This window comes from Belnapia arida, from assembly GCF_016773205.1.
GTDB lineage: Bacteria > Pseudomonadota > Alphaproteobacteria > Acetobacterales > Acetobacteraceae > Belnapia > Belnapia arida.
This window is the reverse complement of sequence record NZ_JAETWB010000019.1, coordinates 21,551-36,218: the sequence shown is the minus strand read 5'-3', so window position 1 is coordinate 36,218 and position 14,668 is coordinate 21,551. Positions and strand designations below refer to the sequence as shown.

Sequence of the window (14,668 nt, the reverse complement as noted above, 5' to 3'; positions counted from 1 at the left end):
GCGGAGGGGAGGGCCTTCCATGCACTGGACCATCGGCCAGGTCACCGTCACCAAGCTCGTGGAGCTGGAGGCGACCGGGGGCAGCCGCTTCCTGCTGCCCCAGGCGACGCCGGAGGAAGTGCGGAAGATCGACTGGCTGGTGCCCGACTTCGCCGACGAGGCGGGGCGGTTGCGGCTCAGCATCCATGCGCTGGTGGTGGAGGCGCCGGGGCGGCGCATCCTGGTCGATACCTGCCTCGGCAACGACAAGCAGGGGCGGAAGATCCCGCACTGGAACGCCCGGCAGTCCCGCTTCCTCGAGGAAATGGCGGAGGCCGGCTTCCCGCCCGAGAGCATCGACACGGTGCTCTGCACCCACCTGCATGTCGATCATGTCGGCTGGAACACCCGGCTTGTCGAGGGTCGCTGGATGCCGAGCTTCCCGAACGCGCGCTACCTCTTCGGCCGGCGGGAATTCGAGCATTGGTCGGCCGGCGCGGGCGGTGAGGCGCAGGCCGCGGTCTTCGCCGATTCCGTCCAACCCATCGTCGAGGCGGGGCTGCACGAGTTGATCGAGGCGGATCACCGCCTTTGCCCCGAGGTACGACTGGTGCCGAGCTTCGGCCATACGCCGGGGCATGTGAGCGTCGCCATCGAGTCCGGGGGCGAGCGGGGCTTCATCACCGGCGATATCGCGCACCACCCCTGCCAGCTCGCCCATCCGCACTGGAACTCGACCGCCGATGCCGACCCCGCCCAGGCGGAGGCGACGCGGCGGGAGGTCTTCGGCGGGTTGGCCGGCACGCCGGTGCTGGTCATCGGCACGCATTTCGCCGGGCGCACCGCCGGGCGGGTGATTCGCGGCGCGGCGGGACTGCGGATGCTGATGTGCTGGTGAGCATCGAGAGCCGCGCCTCCTGGGTCATCGCGGTCACGGCGGTCGTCATCCTCTCCATCTCCTTCGGAGCGCCGTTGCTGGTGGTGGTGGCGCTGCGGCCGATCGCCGCCGATCTCGGCGATGCGCGCTCAATCCCGGCGCTGGCCTCGTCGCTGGCCTATCTCGGCGCGGGCGCGGGCGGCATCCTGATGGGGTGGATCGCCGGGCGAACCTCCACGCGGCTGATCGCCATGGTCGGGGGCGCGATGGTCTGCGCCGGGCTGGCGCTCGCCTCGGGCGGGGCGGCCTGGCAGCTGGTGGTCGGCTTCGGGCTGCTGGTCGGGCTGCTCGGCAACGGCGCGCTTTTTCCGCCGATGATGACCTATGTATCGCTCTGGTTCGACCGGCGGCGGGGGACGGCGCTGGCGCTGGTCGCCTCCGGGCAATATGTGGCGGGCGCCCTCTGGCCGGCGCTGCTCGAGCGGTTGATCGCCGCCCATGGCTGGCAGCGGGTGATGCTGGGCTACGGGGTCTTCGCCGCCGCCACCATCCTGCCGCTGGCGGCGCTGGTGCTGCGGCCGGCACCGCAGCCGCTGCCCGGGGCTGCGGCGGAGGCCGGGCCGGTCGTCGGGGAGACGGTTCTCGGCCTCCCGCCGAACCTGGCGCTCGGGCTGCTGGCGCTCGCCTCCTTCCTCTGCTGCATTCCGATGGCGATGCCGGCGGCGCATCTCGTCGCCTTCTGCGGCGATCTCGGCATCAGTGCGCAGCAGGGGGCGTGGATGCTCTCCGTGCTGCTCATCGCGGCCTTCCTGGCGCGGCAGTTCTGGGGCTGGGTCGCCGACCGGATCGGCGGGCTGAACACGCTGCTCGCCGGCAATCTCTGCCAGACGGTGGGGATGGCGGCCTTCCTCACCACCCAGGACGAGGCCGGGCTGTTCCTCGTCGCCGCCGGCTACGGCCTCGGCTTCAGCGGGATCGTGCCGGCCTATGTGCTGGCGGTGCGGGAGCTGTTCCCCGCCAGCGAGGCGGCCTGGCGGGTGCCGGTGCTGCTCTTCCTCAGCCTCTCCGGCATGGCGGCGGGAGCATGGCTGGCGGGCGCTCTCTATGACGGCTTCGGCTTCTATGCCATCGCCTGGCAGGTCGGGATCGCCTGCAACCTGGCGGCGCTCGCCCTGCTCGGCGGGCTGGCGCTGCGGCGGAGGCGGGCGCCCCTCCTCAGCCCCGGATGATCTTCCGCATGTTGGCCCGCACCCGGCGATGCGAGGGGGCGATGGCGGCGGCCATCACCGCCTCCGCCCCGGCACCGGAGAGCGCCGCCTGCCCGGCGGCGAAGGCGCCGCTGGTGAAGGCCTTCTGCTTCTCCAGCACATAGCCGGTGAGCCGGGCCTGCGCCTCGGCCGGCTCGGCCCAGAGCTGGGCGCTGCGGAGCGTGAAGACGAAGGCCGTCTGCCAGGCGAAGGCCGCGGCGGTGAAGGGGTTCATGGCCGCGGCCTCCCGATCAAAGCGCCGCCAGGGCGGCTTCGGCCGTGCTCACCTCGAAGGCGCCCGGCGCCTCGACGGCGACATGCGTCACCTTGCCGTTCTTGGCGATGAGGGCGAAGCGCTGGCTGCGGACGCCGAGGCCGCGTGCCGTCAGGTCCAGCTCAAGCCCGAGCTTCCTCGTGAACTCGGCGCTGCCATCGGCCAGCATCACCACCTTGTCGCCGACGCCCTGGTCCTTGCCCCAGGCGGCCATGACGAAGGCGTCGTTCACCGCCATGCAGGCGACCACATCGGCGCCCTTGGCCTTCAGCGCGTCATACTGGGTGACGAAGCCCGGCAGGTGCTTGGCCGAGCAGGTGGGCGTGAAGGCGCCGGGCACGCCGAACAGCACCACGGTCTTGCCGCCGAACAGCTCCTCAGTCGAGGTCTCCTTCGGGCCTTCGGCCGTGCCCTGCATCAGCTTCACTGCGGGGATGCTGTCGCCAACCTGGATGGTCATGGGGGGTACTCTCCTCCGATCCGCCATCCTGTAACCGCTTCCCCGGCGCCTGTCACCGCACGGGATGGGGCGCGGCCGGGCCTTCACCCCCGCGCGTGCGGGCGCGGCCCGGCTTGCGGGACCACTGGCCAGCCGCCATCTTGAGGGCATGGCCAAACGCCCACGCACCCGACCGACCGCCCAGGCCAGCCATGAGGAAGGCTATCTGAGCGGCCAGATCCTGGTCGCCATGCCGAACATGCAGGATCCGCGCTTCGCGGGCACCGTGATCTGCCTTTGCGCCCATTCCCCGGAAGGGGCGATGGGCATCATCCTGAACAAGCCGATCGAGGGCATGTCCTTCGACGAGCTGCTGAAGCAGCTTGAGCTGGAGCCGGTGCCGCCGCAGCGGCGCATCGCCCTCTGCCAGGGCGGGCCGGTCGAGGGCGGCCGCGGCTTCGTGCTGCATACCAAGGACTGGACCAGCGACGCCTCCCTCCCCGTTGCCGAGGACCTGGCGCTGACCGCGAGCGTCGACATCCTGAAAGCGATCGCCGGCGGTGGCGGCCCGCGCAGCGGCATCCTGGCGCTCGGCTATGCCGGCTGGGGGCCGGGCCAGCTGGAGGACGAGATCCAAGCCAATTCCTGGCTCTCTGTCGATCCGGACGAGGCGTTGCTCTTCGGCGAGGGGCATGACGGCAAGTGGCGGCAGGCCATGGCCAAGCTGCGGGTCGATCCGCTGCTGCTCTCCGGGGCGGCGGGGCACGCATAACTCCCCACGACGCCGCTGCGCCGCGCTACGGGGCCCCCGGATGTCGCTCATCTCATAGCACTCCGCGTGCCTGCCACGGCAAAGCCGCGGCAGGGCCCGGCGCTACGCCTTCAACCGGCGTGAGGCGCGCAGCGCCCAAAGCGTCGCCAGGGCCGAGACCAGCATCCAGGTGCCGGTGGCGAGGCCATTGCCCGTCTCGGTCATGCCACAGAACACCGTCATCAGTGCCCCGCAGCCCATCTGCGCCGCACCGATCAGGCCGGAGGCGGTGCCGGCCAGGTTCGGCCGCACGCTGATGGCGCAGGCGATGGCGTTCGGCTGAGTCATGCCGTTGCCGAAGGCGGCGACCGCCATCGGCAGGAAGACCAGCGCGATATGCCCCGGCACCAGCAGCGGCAGCAGCACCGCGAGCGTGCCGCCTGCCAGCATCACGGCCGTGCCGAGCGCCATCATCCGCACCATGCCGACCCGCTGCGTCAGCCGTGCCGCGGTGAAGGTGCCGGAGCTCCAGGCGAAGGGCGTCGTCATCATCGCCACGGCATAGGCGGTGGAGCTGTAGCCGAGCCCCTTGATGACGGTCAGCGGCGCCCCGCCGGCGAAGGCGAAGAACATGCCCGTGGCGAAGGCGGTGATGCCGCAATAGGCGCGGAAGGCGGGCAGCCGCAGCAGCGCGGCATATGCGCCGAGCAGGCCGGCAAGGCCAGGCAGCGGCGCCGGCTCGGCCAGCGTCTCCGGCAGGCGGAGGCGGATGGCGGCCAGCAGCGGCAGGCCGAAGACGAGGCAGGCGAGCATGCTGGCGCGCCAGCCGAACTGCGCCTCGAGCAGGCTGCCGAGCAGCGGGCCGATCATCGGCGCGATGGCCATGGCCGAGCTGACGATGCCGAGGCGGCTCGCCGCCTCCTCGCGCGGATAGGCGTCGCGGATCATGGCGCGGCCGAGCACGAGGCCGGCGCAGCCACCCACCGCCTGCACCACGCGGGCGAGGATCAGCGCATGGATGGAGGGCGCCAGCGCCGCGCCCAGGCTGCCGAGGCAATAGAGCACCAGTCCGGCCAGCAGCAGCGGCTTGCGCCCGTAGCGGTCCGAGAGCGGGCCGTAGACCAGCTGCGCCCCGGCCACTCCGACCAGATAGAGCGTCAGGCTGAGCTGGGCGAGGCCGTAGCTGGAGGCCAGCGCCTCCGCCAGGGCCGGCAGGCTCGGGATGAGGATCTGCATGGTGAAGGGGCCGATGCCCGTCATCGCCACCAGCAGCAGCATGGACGGGACCGGCCGCCGGGGCGGGGCTTTTGCGGCGGGGGAAAGGTCGCCCTCTGGGATGTCGCGCGGGCTCACCCGGCCCTTCTAGGCGCCGCCGCCGCCGCTGCCCAGGGCGAGGGACGCACAATTACGCCAATGCGCGGGCCAACTCCCGCGCCGCCCAGCGCAGGCTGCCCGGCTCATGCCCGGAAAAGCCAAGCATCAGCGCCTGGAGAGGCGGGGCCGCGAGGAACATCGGGCTCACCGGCCGGGCGATGACGCCGCGCCGTGCCGCCGCCTCGGCCACCGCCTGATCGGCGAGGCCGGGGCGGAGGCGGGCGAGGAGCTTCATCCCCTGGTCCGGCACCTCCACCTCCAGCGTGCCGGCCAGGTGCTCGCGCAGCGCCGCCACCAGCGCGTCCCGCGTGCCGCGGTAGTGCTGGCGCATCCTCCGCAGGTGCTGGGCGAAATGTCCCTCCTCGATGAAGTCGGTGACGACACCTTCCTGCAGGGCGGCCGGGTGCCAGTCGCTCAGCAGCCGGGTGGAGCGGACGCCCTCCAGCAGGGCGGGCGGCAGCACCGCGTAGCCGAGCCGCAGCCCGGGGAAGAGCACCTTGCTGAAGGTGCCGACATAGATCACGCGCCCGGCGGCATCGATGCCCTGAAGCGAGGCCAGCGGGCGGCCGGCATAGCGGAATTCGCTGTCGTAGTCGTCCTCCAGCAGCCAGGCGCCGGCGCGGTGGGCCCAGGCCAGCAGCTCCATCCGCCGCGCCATGGAGAGCACGACGCCGAGCGGGTACTGCGAGGAGGGCGTGACATAGGCGAGCCGCGCCTCGGGTGCCGCGGCGATCCCGGCCGCCACGTCCATCCCCTGCGCATCGACCGGCACGGGCACGATCCGTGCTCCGGCGGCGGCCAGCGCCGCGCGGACCGCCGGGTAGCCGGGGTCCTCGAACCAGGCGGCATCGCCCGGACGCAGCAGCACGCGCAGCACCAGGTCGATCGCCTGCTGGGCGCCGGCCGTCACCACCACCTGCTCCGGCTCGCATCGCACGGCGCGCGCGGCGCGGAGGTAGCGGGCGATGGCGCCGCGCAGCGCGGCCGAGCCGCTCGGGTCGGCATAGCCGAGCAGGGCCGGGTCGGGCCGCGCCAGGCGCCGGGCGGTCAGGCTACGCCAGACCTGGAGCGTCCGGTCGTCCAGCGTGCAGCGGCCGGTGTTGAAGGGGGCGGCGCCGTATTGCCCGGCATGCGGCACGACGGGGGGCGGGGGCGGCATGGCCGGAGGCGGCAGGTCCAGCGGCTCCGGCAGGTCGCGGGAGACGAAGCTGCCGGCGCCGACCCGGCCCTCGATGAAGCCCTCGGCGAGCAGTTGCTCATAGGCCGCCACGACCGAGTTGCGGGCGATGCCGAGCCGCGCCGCCAGCGCCCGCGTCGGCGGCAGGCGGCCCCCGGCCGGGATGGCGCCGGAGAGGATCGCCCGGCGCAGGCCGAGATAGACCTGGCGCAGCACCGGCGCCGAGGCGGCGCGGTCGATCGGGATCAGCAGCAGATCGGCTTCCATGTCGATTGGACCAGCCTCAGGACGCTCGATTGGCCCTCACGAGGGACCAATCCGATCTGTCATATGCACCTATCGACCCGTGCGAGAGAAGACCGATGCCCGACACCGCCTATCCCGTCACGCCCCGCAACCGGGTGAAGCGCCTGCATGAGCGCGGACGCTACGACCACGAGACGGTGCATGCCATCCTCGACGCGGCGATGCTCTGCCACATCGCCTATGTCATCGACGGCCAGCCCTACTGCACGCCGACCGCCTTCTGGCGCGAGGGCAGCCACCTCTACTGGCACGGCTCCTCGGCCAGCCGGATGCTGCGCACGCAGAAGCCGGGCATCCCGGTCTGCCTGACGGTGACGCATCTCGACAGCCTGGTGCTGGCCCGCTGCGGCTTCAACCACTCGGTCGACTACCGGTCGGCCATGTGTTTCGGCACCGCGCATATCGTGGACGACCTCGACGAGAAGTCGCGCGCGCTCGACATCATGATCGACCGCTTCTACCCCGGCCGGAATGCCGAGCTGCGCCCCAGCACCACGCAGGAGCTGAAGGCGACCATGGTCATCGGCATGACCATCGAGGAGGCGAGCGGGAAGATCCGCGCCAAGGGCGTCGGCGACGAGGAGGAGGACTATGCGCTGCCCATCTACGCCGCCCGCTTCCCGGTGACCCAGGTGATCGGCGCCGCCGAGCCCTGCCCCCGCATGCCGGAGGGCGTCCCCTACCCGCCCGGTTTGGCAGGCTTCACGCCCGGTCGTAGGCTCGACGAGATCATGAGCGAGAGCTACCGGACGACCTATGGCACAGGACACGGCGACGACTGACCTGGCGACCGCCTCGGCGGTGGCGATGGCGGCGATGGTGCGCGAGCGGCGCGCCTCGCCGGTCGAGATCACCGAGGCGGTGCTCGCCCGCATCGCGGCGAAGGAGCCCGCGCTCAACGCCTTCGTCGCGCTGGATGCCGAGGGCGCCCGCGCCGCGGCGCGCGAGGCCGAGGCGGCGGTGATGCGCGGCGGCGTGCTCGGGCCGCTGCATGGCGTGCCCGTCACCATCAAGGACGTGCAGGCAGTGAAGGGGCTGCCCACCCGGCGCGGCTCCCGCCTCTCCGACCCGAGCCCCGCCGCCGCCGATGCCCCGCTGGTGGCACGGCTGCGCGAGGCGGGCGCGATTATCCTCGGCAAGACCACCAGCACCGAGCAGGGCTGGACCGCCGTCAGCCACAACCCGTTGACCGGGGCGACGCATAACCCCTGGATGCACGGGATGACGGCCGGCGGCTCCTCCTCCGGCGCCGCGGCGCTGGCCGGCGCCGGCTGCGGGCCGCTGCATCTCGGCACCGACGGCGCCGGCTCCATTCGCCTGCCGGCACATTTCTGCGGCGTGGCCGGGTTCAAGCCGACCTATGGCCGGGTGCCCTATGTGCCGGTGCCGAACAACGGCGCGCTTTCCCATGCCGGGCCTCTCGCCCGCAGCGTGGAGGACGCGGCGCTGATGTTCTCCGTCATCGCCGGGCCGCATGCGCTCGACCACACGACGCTGCCCGACCGCTTCCCGCCCGAGGTGGCGCCGGGCGGGTTGCGGGGGCTGCGCATCGCCTGGAGCCCGGATCTCGGCCATGCCCGGGTCGATCCGGAGATCGCCGCCCTCACGGCCGAGGCGGTGCGCGCGCTGGAGGCGGGCGGCGCGCTCGTCGAGGCGGTGACGCCGCCCTGGGGGCCTGAAGGCCCGGCGTTGGAACGCGACCTCTGGGGAGGCGCCATGCGGCCCTTCCTCGCCGCCGACGACAAGGCCGCGGCCGAGATGGACCCCGGCCTCGTCGCCTGCACCGAGGCCTATCGCCACCTGAGCTTCGCCGAGGCGCATGCGGCGCAGACCCGGCGTTTCGCCTATGCCGGCCGGGTCAACGCCTGGTTCGAGGAGGCGGGCTTCGACCTGCTGGCGACGCCGGCCGCCTCGGTCGCCGCCTTCCCGGTCGGGATGCAGCGGCCGCCGCACTGGCCGCAGCATGACTGGGACTGGTTGGTCTGGGCGGAATTCTCCTATCCCTTCGACCTCTCGCACGGGCCGGCCATCTCCGTGCCCTGCGGCGTAACCGAGGCAGGGTTGCCGGTCGGGCTGCAACTGGCAGGGCCGCGGCTGGCGGATGCGCTGGTGCTACGGGCGGGGGCGGGCTTCCTCGCCACCAGGCCCTTCGAGGTGCTGCCGGCCCGGTAGGCGTCGCCCCCGGCCTCAGCCCCGCCTGACGTTCCAGAACAGCGGCAGCCCCTTCAGCAGGCCGCTGACATCCTCGCGGTAGGCGGTCGGCTGGTAGAACTGGCCGAGCGGCACATAGGGGACGTCGAGGAAGGCCTGGCGCTGCATCTCCCGGCCGAGGCGGCGGCGGGCCTCGTCATCGGTGGATTGCAGCCACTGGTTCCGCATCTCCTCGAGCTGCGGACTGGTGGACCAGCCGAAGGTCGCGGTCAGCCCGCTGCCGCGGATGAAGTTGTGGGCGGCCGGGTTGAACTGGTTCACCCCTGCCGTGTAGGTGCAGAAGGCGTTGTAGCCGCCCTTGTCCGGCAGCTCCCGGTTGGCCTGGCGACGCAGCGCGCTGCCCCAATCCATCGCCACGTAGTCGAGGTTGAGGCCGAGCTTGCGGAAGACGTCGCCCACCACCTCGCTCATCGCGTTGATGGCGGGGAAGTCGGTCGGTGCCATCAGCAGCACCTTCTCGCCCTTGTAGCCGGCGGCCTCCAGCGCCCGGCGGGAGGCGGCGATGTCGCGCGGGCCGGTCAGCGCCGCCATTCCCTCGTCGCTCGCCATGATGGAGCCCGGGGCGAAGAAGCCGACGCCGTCCCGCCAGAGCGAGCGGTCATTGCCGGCAACGGCGGTCATCACGTCCTCCTGGCTGATGGCGCCGAGCACGGCACGGCGGACGCCTGGATTGTCGAAGGGTGGATGCAGGTGGTTGAAGCGGAGCATGGCGATGGCCCCGGTCGGGTCCAGCACCTCCACCTTCAGGCCGCGGCCGCGCCGCAGCGTCGGCAGCAGGTCGGTCGTCGGCTGCTCCCACCAGTCGATCTCGCCCCGGCGAAGGGCGGCGGCGGCGGTCGTGGCATCTGGCAGGGTCAGCCACTCCACCCGGTCGAGATGGGCGATCTTCGGCCCGGCGAGCAGGCTCGGCGTGCCGTCGGGGCGCGGCACGTAGCCATCGAATTTCGCATAGACCGCGCGCGAGCCGGGGACGCGCTCGCTGGCCACGAAGCGGAAGGGGCCGCTGCCGACCATCTCCGAGATGGGCAACGCCGCGTCCTGGCTCGCCAGCCGCTCCGGCATGATGAAGGCGACATTGGCGCCGACCTTGCCGAGCGCATCCGGCAGCAGCGGGAAGGGCCGCTTCAGCCGCCAGCGGATCACCCGGTCGGAGGGGGCGGTGATCTCCTCGGTCACCGCCATCACCGCGAGGCCGAAGCTGTCGCGCAGCCCCCAGCGCTTCACGCTGGCGACGGCATCCCGCGCCCGCACCGGCTCCCCGTCATGGAAGCGCAGACCCTCGCGCAGGGTCATGGTCCAGGTCAGGCCATCATCCTCGATGGTGTGGCCCGCAACCATCTGCGGCTGCGCCCGGTACTGCTCGTCCCAGCCATAGAGGGTGTCGAAGACGAGGAAGGCGTGGTTGCGGGTGACGAAGCCCGTGGTGGTGATCGGGTCGAGGATGGCGAGGTCGGCCTGCGGGGCGAAGCGCAGCAGCTTCTGCCCAGACTGCGCGCCGGCCAGGCGCGGTGCCGCAAGGGTGAGGGCCGATGCCTGTAGGAGCCCGCGCCGCTGGATCATTCCCTGTCCTCCCGCTGCCTGCTTAGGGCAGCATAGGCCGGAATGACCGCGGCGCTACCAGCGCAGCGCGCGAATCGCGGCGATCGGGTCGACGCCCTCGGCCAGCGCTACCTGACGCAGCCGCTCCGGGTCCGGGTCATCGCCATGGGCGTGGGCGGCGAGGCCGGTCATCGCCCAGAGCGCGTCCATCCCCGCGGCCGCGGCACCGGCAAGGTCGGTATGCGGCGTGTCGCCGATGGCGAGCACCCGGCGCCGGTCGGCGAGGCCCAGCAGCTCCATCACCGGGTCGTAGACGGCAGGGTCCGGCTTGCCGACCTCGAAAACCGGACAGCCGAACTCCAGGTAGATATCGGCGAGCGCGCCCGCGCAGATCAGCCGGTCCTCGCCCACCATGACGAAGCGGTCCGGGTTGACGCAGACCATCGGCAGGCGATGGGCGGCGGCGGCCTCGAGCGCCGGGCGATAGGGCGCCGGGTCGCCCGAGCCGCGCTCCGGGTCGGGGCCGGTGTTGAGCAGGAAGTCGGCATCGGCCGCGCTGTCCACCACCTCGGCGACGCCCTCCTCGATCACCGAGAGGTCCCGCTCCGGCCCGATATGGAAGGCCCGTCGGCCGAGCGGCGCGAAGAAGGGATGCCGCCGCTCCTTCAGCATCATCCAGGCGATCTCGCCCGAGGACATGATGCCGTCATAGAGCGCGCGGTCGAGATCCATCCGGTCCAGCATCTCCTGGACGAACCAGGCGCGGCGCGGCGCATTGGTCAGGAAGACGACGCGCTTGCCGCGCTTCTTCAACTCGGCCAGCGCCTCCGCCACGCCGGGATAGAGCCGCTTGCCGTTGTGCACGACGCCCCAGAGGTCGAGGACGTAGCCGTCATAGCGATCCGCCAGCGGGGCGATGCCGTCGAGGATGTCCATCTCGCTCTTCCTTCAGGCCGCGGTGCCGACCGCTTCGGCGACACTGGTGAAACCGTCCCGCCGCAGCAGCGCGGCGAGGTCGCGGAGGATCGCCGAAACAAGGGCCGGGCCGGCATAGGCGAAGGCGGTGTAGAGCTGCACCAGGCTGGCGCCGGCCTTGATCTTCGCCAGCGCATCCGCGCCGCTGGCGATGCCGCCGACGCCGACCAGCGTCAACCGTCCCCCGGCGATCCAGTGGCAATGGCGCAGCACCTCGGTCGCCCGGTCGCGCAGCGGCGCGCCGGACAGGCCGCCCGCCTCCCCGCGATGCGGCGAGCGCAGGCTCTCCGGCCGCGCGATCGTCGTGTTAGAGACGATGAGGCCGGCGACGCCCTGGGCGATGCAGGTCTCGATGATCGGGCCCAGGGCGTTCTCGGAAAGGTCCGGGGCGATCTTCACCAGCACCGGCGGCCCATCGATGGCCGCGATGCCGGCGAGGATCTGTGCCAAGCGCTCCTCCCCCTGAAGGTCGCGCAGGCCAGGGGTATTGGGCGAGGAGACGTTGACGGTGACGTAGTCGGCGAGGCCCACGAGCGCCTGGTAGAGCGCCGGATAGTCCCGCGCCGGGTCGGCGCCCTCCTTGTTCACCCCGATATTGGCGCCGAAGACCGCCGGCAGCGGTCGCGGCAGGGCACGGAGGCGGGCGAGATAGGCCTCCACCCCGCCATTGTTGAACCCCATGCGGTTGATGACGGCCGCATCCTCCGTCAGCCGGAAGAGGCGCGGGCGTGGATTGCCCGGCTGCGGCCGCGGGGTGACCGTGCCGGCCTCGACGAAGCCGAAGCCGAGGCGCATCAGCGGCAGGACCGCCACCGCATCCTTGTCGAAGCCCGCCGCCAGGCCGAGCGGGTTGGCGAAGCGGAGGCCGAGTGCTTCGGTCGCCAGGATTGGGTCCGCCGCGGCTTCGGCCCGGCCGGCGAGGCCGGCGGAAAGGGCCTTTAGCGCTAGGCCATGCGCCGTCTCGGCATCGAGGCTTCGAAGGAGGAGCGTGGCGAGGGAGGCGAGGCGCGGGGTCATGGCGCCGCTGTGTGCCCGACCCGGCGCAGGTTGGGAAGCGCGGTTGACGCCCTGATGTTGACGCCCTGGGCGCCGCCCGCGACAACCTCTGCGGGGAAAGCCCGGGAGGAATGCCGAGTGAAGGGACCAGCGCTGCTGCTGGCCGGCGTCGTGTTGTTCAGCATCAACGATGCGAACAGCAAGCTGCTTTCCGGCCATTACGGGCTCGGCGAGGTGCTCTTCCTCCGCTACGCCATGCTGCTGCCGGCCTTCCTGCTGGCGCGGACGGTCCGGCCGGGCTTCGGCGGACCCCTCTCGACGCGGCATCCCGGGCTGCAGGCACTCCGGGCCTGCTCGATGATGGTTTCGGCGGGCGGCTTCTTCCTCGGCTTTCGGCATGTGCCGCTGGCGGAGGGCTACCTGTTCTTCTTCACCGCGCCGCTGCTGACCCTCGGCCTGTCGGTGCTGATCCTGGGCGAGGTGGTGGCGCGCGCGGCCTGGGCCTGGTGCCTGCTCGGCTTCGCCGGCGTGCTGCTGGCGGTGGCGCCGAAGCTCGGCGGGCTCGATGCGCCGCTCGGCGGCTACCTGGCGCTGCTGGCCGCGACCTTCGCCTTCGCCATGAACCAGACGCTGAACCGCAAGCTGCGGACGGAGCCCGGGCTGGTCGGCGTCATCCTCTGGCCGAGCCTGCTGGGGCTCGCGCTGTTCGGGCCGCTGGCGGCGCTGGATTGGTCCTCGCCGCCGCCGATGGAACTGGCGCGGATGCTAGGGAACGGGTTGCTGGCGGGCGGGGCGGTGGTCTGCACCGCGGCCGCCTTCCAGCATTCGGACGCCTCGCGGTTGGCGCCCTGGGGCTTCGCGGCGCTGCCGGTCTCGGTCGGGCTCGACCTCGCCATCTGGGGGCATTGGCCGGATGCGGCGATGCTGGCGGGCGGCGCGGTCGTCGTCTTCGCCTGCCTGATGAGCGAGCGGGCGCGGCGGCGCGGGCTGGTTCAGTCAATCCCGGCGGGGAAGACATGGGTGCCGTCCGCGCCGAGCGGCAGCGGCGTCACCGTCCGCACGGCTGAGAGCGGCAAGGCGCCGTAGAGATGCGGGAAGAGGCCGGGGCGGCTGCCGGCCGGCTCCCAGCGGAGCGCCTCGCCCAGCGCCGCGGGATCGGCCTCGACCAGCAGCAGGTCCCGCTCGCTGGCGCGATGCTTGGCCGCACTGGCGCGGAGCTGCGCGGCGCTGGAGAAATGCAGGAAGCCGTCGCGCCGGTCGTCCGCGCTGCCATGGTAGGCGCCGGCCGCTTCGGCCAGGCGCCAGTCGGCGACGCGGACCATGGTGTAGATGGGCTGGGTCATCAGGGCAGAGTCTGGAGCCGATCGAGCAGCCGGTCCACCTCCCCCCCGGTCTGGTAGAGGCCGAAGCCGAAGCGCAGCCGCCGGCCTCGGCGGTCGGTGACGATGCCGGCGGCGGCGAGGCGGGCCTGCCAGGCTTCGGCATCCTCTAGGTCGAAGGCGAGGAAGTTGCCCCGCGCCGGGTCGTCCGGCGATACCACCAGCTGGGTGGGGTCGAGCCCGGCCCGCGGCAGGCCGGCGAGAAAGCGGGATTGCAGCGCGTGGGCATGGGCGTGGATGGCAGCAGCATCAATCCCGAGTCCGCCCAACCAATCCATTACCGCATTCAGGCGGTAAAGGCCGCTGGCGTCGAAGGTGGATCCCATGAAGCGCCAGCCATCCGTGGCGTAGGGGATGCCCGCATCGCCTTCCGCCAGCGCGCCGAAGCCGGCATACCAGCCGGTCGAGCGGGGGCGCGGCAGCCAGCCCGGGGGGCAGTGCAGGAAGCAGGCCCCCTCTCCCGCCATGGCGTATTTGTAGCCGCCGGCCAGGTAGAAGGCGCGGTCGGCGATGCCGGCAAGATCGACCGGCCGGGCCAGGAAGGCGTGGTAGCCGTCGATGACGAGGGCCGCCTCGCCCGCCGCCTCGGCCAGGGCCGGCAGGTCCGTCAGCGCGGCACCGGAGGTGAAGAACACCTCGCTTGCCCAGATCAGGTCGAAGCCTTGCCGGGCAGCCTCGGCGAGGCGCGGGATGCAATCGCGGGCCGGCTCGCTCGGGATGCGGGTGACGGCGGCCAGCCCATCCTCCTCCAGCCGCGCGACCTGCCGGGCGAAGCTGTGGAATTCGCCATCCGTCGTCAGGATGCGGGGCGACCGGTGGGCCGGCAGCGCCGAGAGGATGCGGACGACGAATTCCTGCGTGTTCGGCGCGAAGACAATCGTCGCCGGGTCCGGCAAGCGGCAGTGCCGGGCGACATGGCCCTGCGCCGCCTGCCAGACCGGGCCCAGCACATGCCCCCATTTGGCATCGAGCAGCCGGGCTGCATCCTCCCAGGCGGCGAGATGCGCCGCGCGGGTGACGTCGGGCCGCGGGTGGTGACTATGGGCCGCGAAATGCAGCCGCTCCGGTGCGGCGCCGAGGCTCAGGGAGAAATGCGGGCGGAGGTCCAGCATGGTCTTGCTCCGGCTGATTGCTTTAAGCTTAA

15 protein-coding genes are annotated in these 14,668 nt (G+C 72.1%); 6 read left to right on the top strand and 9 right to left on the bottom strand.

Annotated elements, in window-relative coordinates; all coding sequences use genetic code 11:
- Nucleotides 1–19: 19 nt before the first annotated feature.
- Together JMJ56_RS23305 and JMJ56_RS23300 are read left to right on the top strand one after the other, a co-directional pair.
- Entirely contained in the window at nt 20–877 is an 858-nt protein-coding gene (locus tag JMJ56_RS23305) for an MBL fold metallo-hydrolase (RefSeq protein WP_202834173.1), read from the top strand.
- Complete coding sequence (locus tag JMJ56_RS23300) at nt 874–2,085, top strand: MFS transporter (RefSeq protein ID WP_202834172.1); 1,212 nt, start codon at nt 874–876, stop codon at nt 2,083–2,085. The genes JMJ56_RS23305 and JMJ56_RS23300 overlap by 4 nt, the downstream gene beginning before the upstream one ends.
- On the opposite strand, the gene JMJ56_RS23295 is transcribed toward JMJ56_RS23300, so the two are convergent.
- Entirely contained in the window at nt 2,072–2,338 is a 267-nt protein-coding gene (locus JMJ56_RS23295; RefSeq protein WP_043338497.1) for a hypothetical protein, read from the bottom strand. The two genes, JMJ56_RS23300 and JMJ56_RS23295, sit on opposite strands and share 14 nt — an antisense overlap.
- Before the next feature lie 16 nt (nt 2,339–2,354).
- Entirely contained in the window at nt 2,355–2,837 is a 483-nt protein-coding gene (locus JMJ56_RS23290; protein WP_202834171.1) for a peroxiredoxin, read from the bottom strand.
- Nucleotides 2,838–2,985: 148 nt separating this feature from the next.
- Here JMJ56_RS23290 and JMJ56_RS23285 point away from each other — a divergent pair, with 148 nt between their 5' ends.
- A complete protein-coding gene (locus tag JMJ56_RS23285) occupies nt 2,986–3,588 on the top strand; it encodes a YqgE/AlgH family protein (RefSeq protein ID WP_202834170.1) in 603 nt (200 codons plus the stop codon).
- 102 nt (nt 3,589–3,690) lie between these two features.
- On the opposite strand, the gene JMJ56_RS23280 is transcribed toward JMJ56_RS23285, so the two are convergent.
- Both JMJ56_RS23280 and pdxR read right to left on the bottom strand, forming a co-directional pair.
- Nucleotides 3,691–4,920 carry a multidrug effflux MFS transporter gene (locus JMJ56_RS23280; RefSeq protein WP_202834169.1) on the bottom strand — a complete coding sequence of 410 codons (1,230 nt, stop codon included), beginning with the start codon at nt 4,918–4,920 and terminating at the stop codon, nt 3,691–3,693.
- 52 nt (nt 4,921–4,972) lie between these two features.
- Nucleotides 4,973–6,385 (bottom strand): MocR-like pyridoxine biosynthesis transcription factor PdxR, encoded by a 1,413-nt coding sequence (pdxR, locus tag JMJ56_RS23275; RefSeq protein ID WP_202834168.1) that lies wholly within the window; start codon nt 6,383–6,385, stop codon nt 4,973–4,975.
- Between the two features lie 95 nt (nt 6,386–6,480).
- On the opposite strand from pdxR, the gene JMJ56_RS23270 reads away from it, so the two are divergent.
- Both JMJ56_RS23270 and JMJ56_RS23265 read left to right on the top strand, forming a co-directional pair.
- On the top strand, nt 6,481–7,206 hold the full coding sequence (locus tag JMJ56_RS23270) for a pyridoxamine 5'-phosphate oxidase family protein (RefSeq protein ID WP_202834167.1): 726 nt from the start codon (nt 6,481–6,483) through the stop codon (nt 7,204–7,206).
- The gene (locus tag JMJ56_RS23265) at nt 7,181–8,596 is read left to right on the top strand and encodes an amidase family protein (protein ID WP_202834166.1); all 1,416 of its coding nucleotides are present in this window, start codon (nt 7,181–7,183) and stop codon (nt 8,594–8,596) included. The genes JMJ56_RS23270 and JMJ56_RS23265 overlap by 26 nt, the downstream gene beginning before the upstream one ends.
- Before the next feature lie 15 nt (nt 8,597–8,611).
- Here JMJ56_RS23265 and JMJ56_RS23260 read toward each other — a convergent pair whose 3' ends face one another.
- From JMJ56_RS23260 to JMJ56_RS23250, 3 genes are read right to left on the bottom strand one after another with little or no spacing between them, the layout of a single operon-like run.
- Nucleotides 8,612–10,195: an ABC transporter substrate-binding protein gene (locus JMJ56_RS23260; RefSeq protein WP_202834165.1), complete on the bottom strand. Its 1,584-nt coding sequence runs from the start codon at nt 10,193–10,195 to the stop codon at nt 8,612–8,614.
- A 54-nt stretch (nt 10,196–10,249) separates the two neighbouring features.
- A complete protein-coding gene (locus JMJ56_RS23255; RefSeq protein WP_202834164.1) occupies nt 10,250–11,110 on the bottom strand; it encodes a TIGR01459 family HAD-type hydrolase in 861 nt (286 codons plus the stop codon).
- 12 nt (nt 11,111–11,122) lie between these two features.
- Nucleotides 11,123–12,166: a quinone-dependent dihydroorotate dehydrogenase gene (locus JMJ56_RS23250; protein ID WP_202834163.1), complete on the bottom strand. Its 1,044-nt coding sequence runs from the start codon at nt 12,164–12,166 to the stop codon at nt 11,123–11,125.
- 117 nt (nt 12,167–12,283) lie between these two features.
- Between JMJ56_RS23250 and JMJ56_RS23245 the strand changes: the two genes are divergently transcribed.
- Entirely contained in the window at nt 12,284–13,231 is a 948-nt protein-coding gene (locus tag JMJ56_RS23245) for a DMT family transporter (protein WP_202834162.1), read from the top strand.
- On the opposite strand, the gene JMJ56_RS23240 is transcribed toward JMJ56_RS23245, so the two are convergent.
- Together JMJ56_RS23240 and JMJ56_RS23235 are read right to left on the bottom strand one after the other, a co-directional pair.
- Complete coding sequence (locus JMJ56_RS23240) at nt 13,138–13,488, bottom strand: DUF952 domain-containing protein (RefSeq protein WP_202834161.1); 351 nt, start codon at nt 13,486–13,488, stop codon at nt 13,138–13,140. The genes JMJ56_RS23245 and JMJ56_RS23240 overlap by 94 nt on opposite strands.
- Nucleotides 13,488–14,636: an aminotransferase class V-fold PLP-dependent enzyme gene (locus tag JMJ56_RS23235; RefSeq protein WP_202834160.1), complete on the bottom strand. Its 1,149-nt coding sequence runs from the start codon at nt 14,634–14,636 to the stop codon at nt 13,488–13,490. Before JMJ56_RS23235 ends, JMJ56_RS23240 begins: the two co-directional genes overlap by 1 nt.
- Between the last annotated feature and the right edge of the window lie 32 nt (nt 14,637–14,668).

Coding starts and splice junctions, on each gene's coding strand:
- JMJ56_RS23305 (WP_202834173.1), top strand. CDS start 20: ATGCACTGGACCATCGGCCAGGTCACCGTCACCAAGCTCGTGGAGCTG.
- JMJ56_RS23295 (WP_043338497.1), bottom strand. CDS start 2,338: ATGAACCCCTTCACCGCCGCGGCCTTCGCCTGGCAGACGGCCTTCGTC.
- JMJ56_RS23290 (WP_202834171.1), bottom strand. CDS start 2,837: ATGACCATCCAGGTTGGCGACAGCATCCCCGCAGTGAAGCTGATGCAG.
- JMJ56_RS23285 (WP_202834170.1), top strand. CDS start 2,986: ATGGCCAAACGCCCACGCACCCGACCGACCGCCCAGGCCAGCCATGAG.
- pdxR (WP_202834168.1), bottom strand. CDS start 6,385: ATGGAAGCCGATCTGCTGCTGATCCCGATCGACCGCGCCGCCTCGGCG.
- JMJ56_RS23270 (WP_202834167.1), top strand. CDS start 6,481: ATGCCCGACACCGCCTATCCCGTCACGCCCCGCAACCGGGTGAAGCGC.
- JMJ56_RS23265 (WP_202834166.1), top strand. CDS start 7,181: ATGGCACAGGACACGGCGACGACTGACCTGGCGACCGCCTCGGCGGTG.
- JMJ56_RS23260 (WP_202834165.1), bottom strand. CDS start 10,195: ATGATCCAGCGGCGCGGGCTCCTACAGGCATCGGCCCTCACCCTTGCG.
- JMJ56_RS23255 (WP_202834164.1), bottom strand. CDS start 11,110: ATGGACATCCTCGACGGCATCGCCCCGCTGGCGGATCGCTATGACGGC.
- JMJ56_RS23250 (WP_202834163.1), bottom strand. CDS start 12,166: ATGACCCCGCGCCTCGCCTCCCTCGCCACGCTCCTCCTTCGAAGCCTC.
- JMJ56_RS23240 (WP_202834161.1), bottom strand. CDS start 13,488: ATGACCCAGCCCATCTACACCATGGTCCGCGTCGCCGACTGGCGCCTG.
- JMJ56_RS23235 (WP_202834160.1), bottom strand. CDS start 14,636: ATGCTGGACCTCCGCCCGCATTTCTCCCTGAGCCTCGGCGCCGCACCG.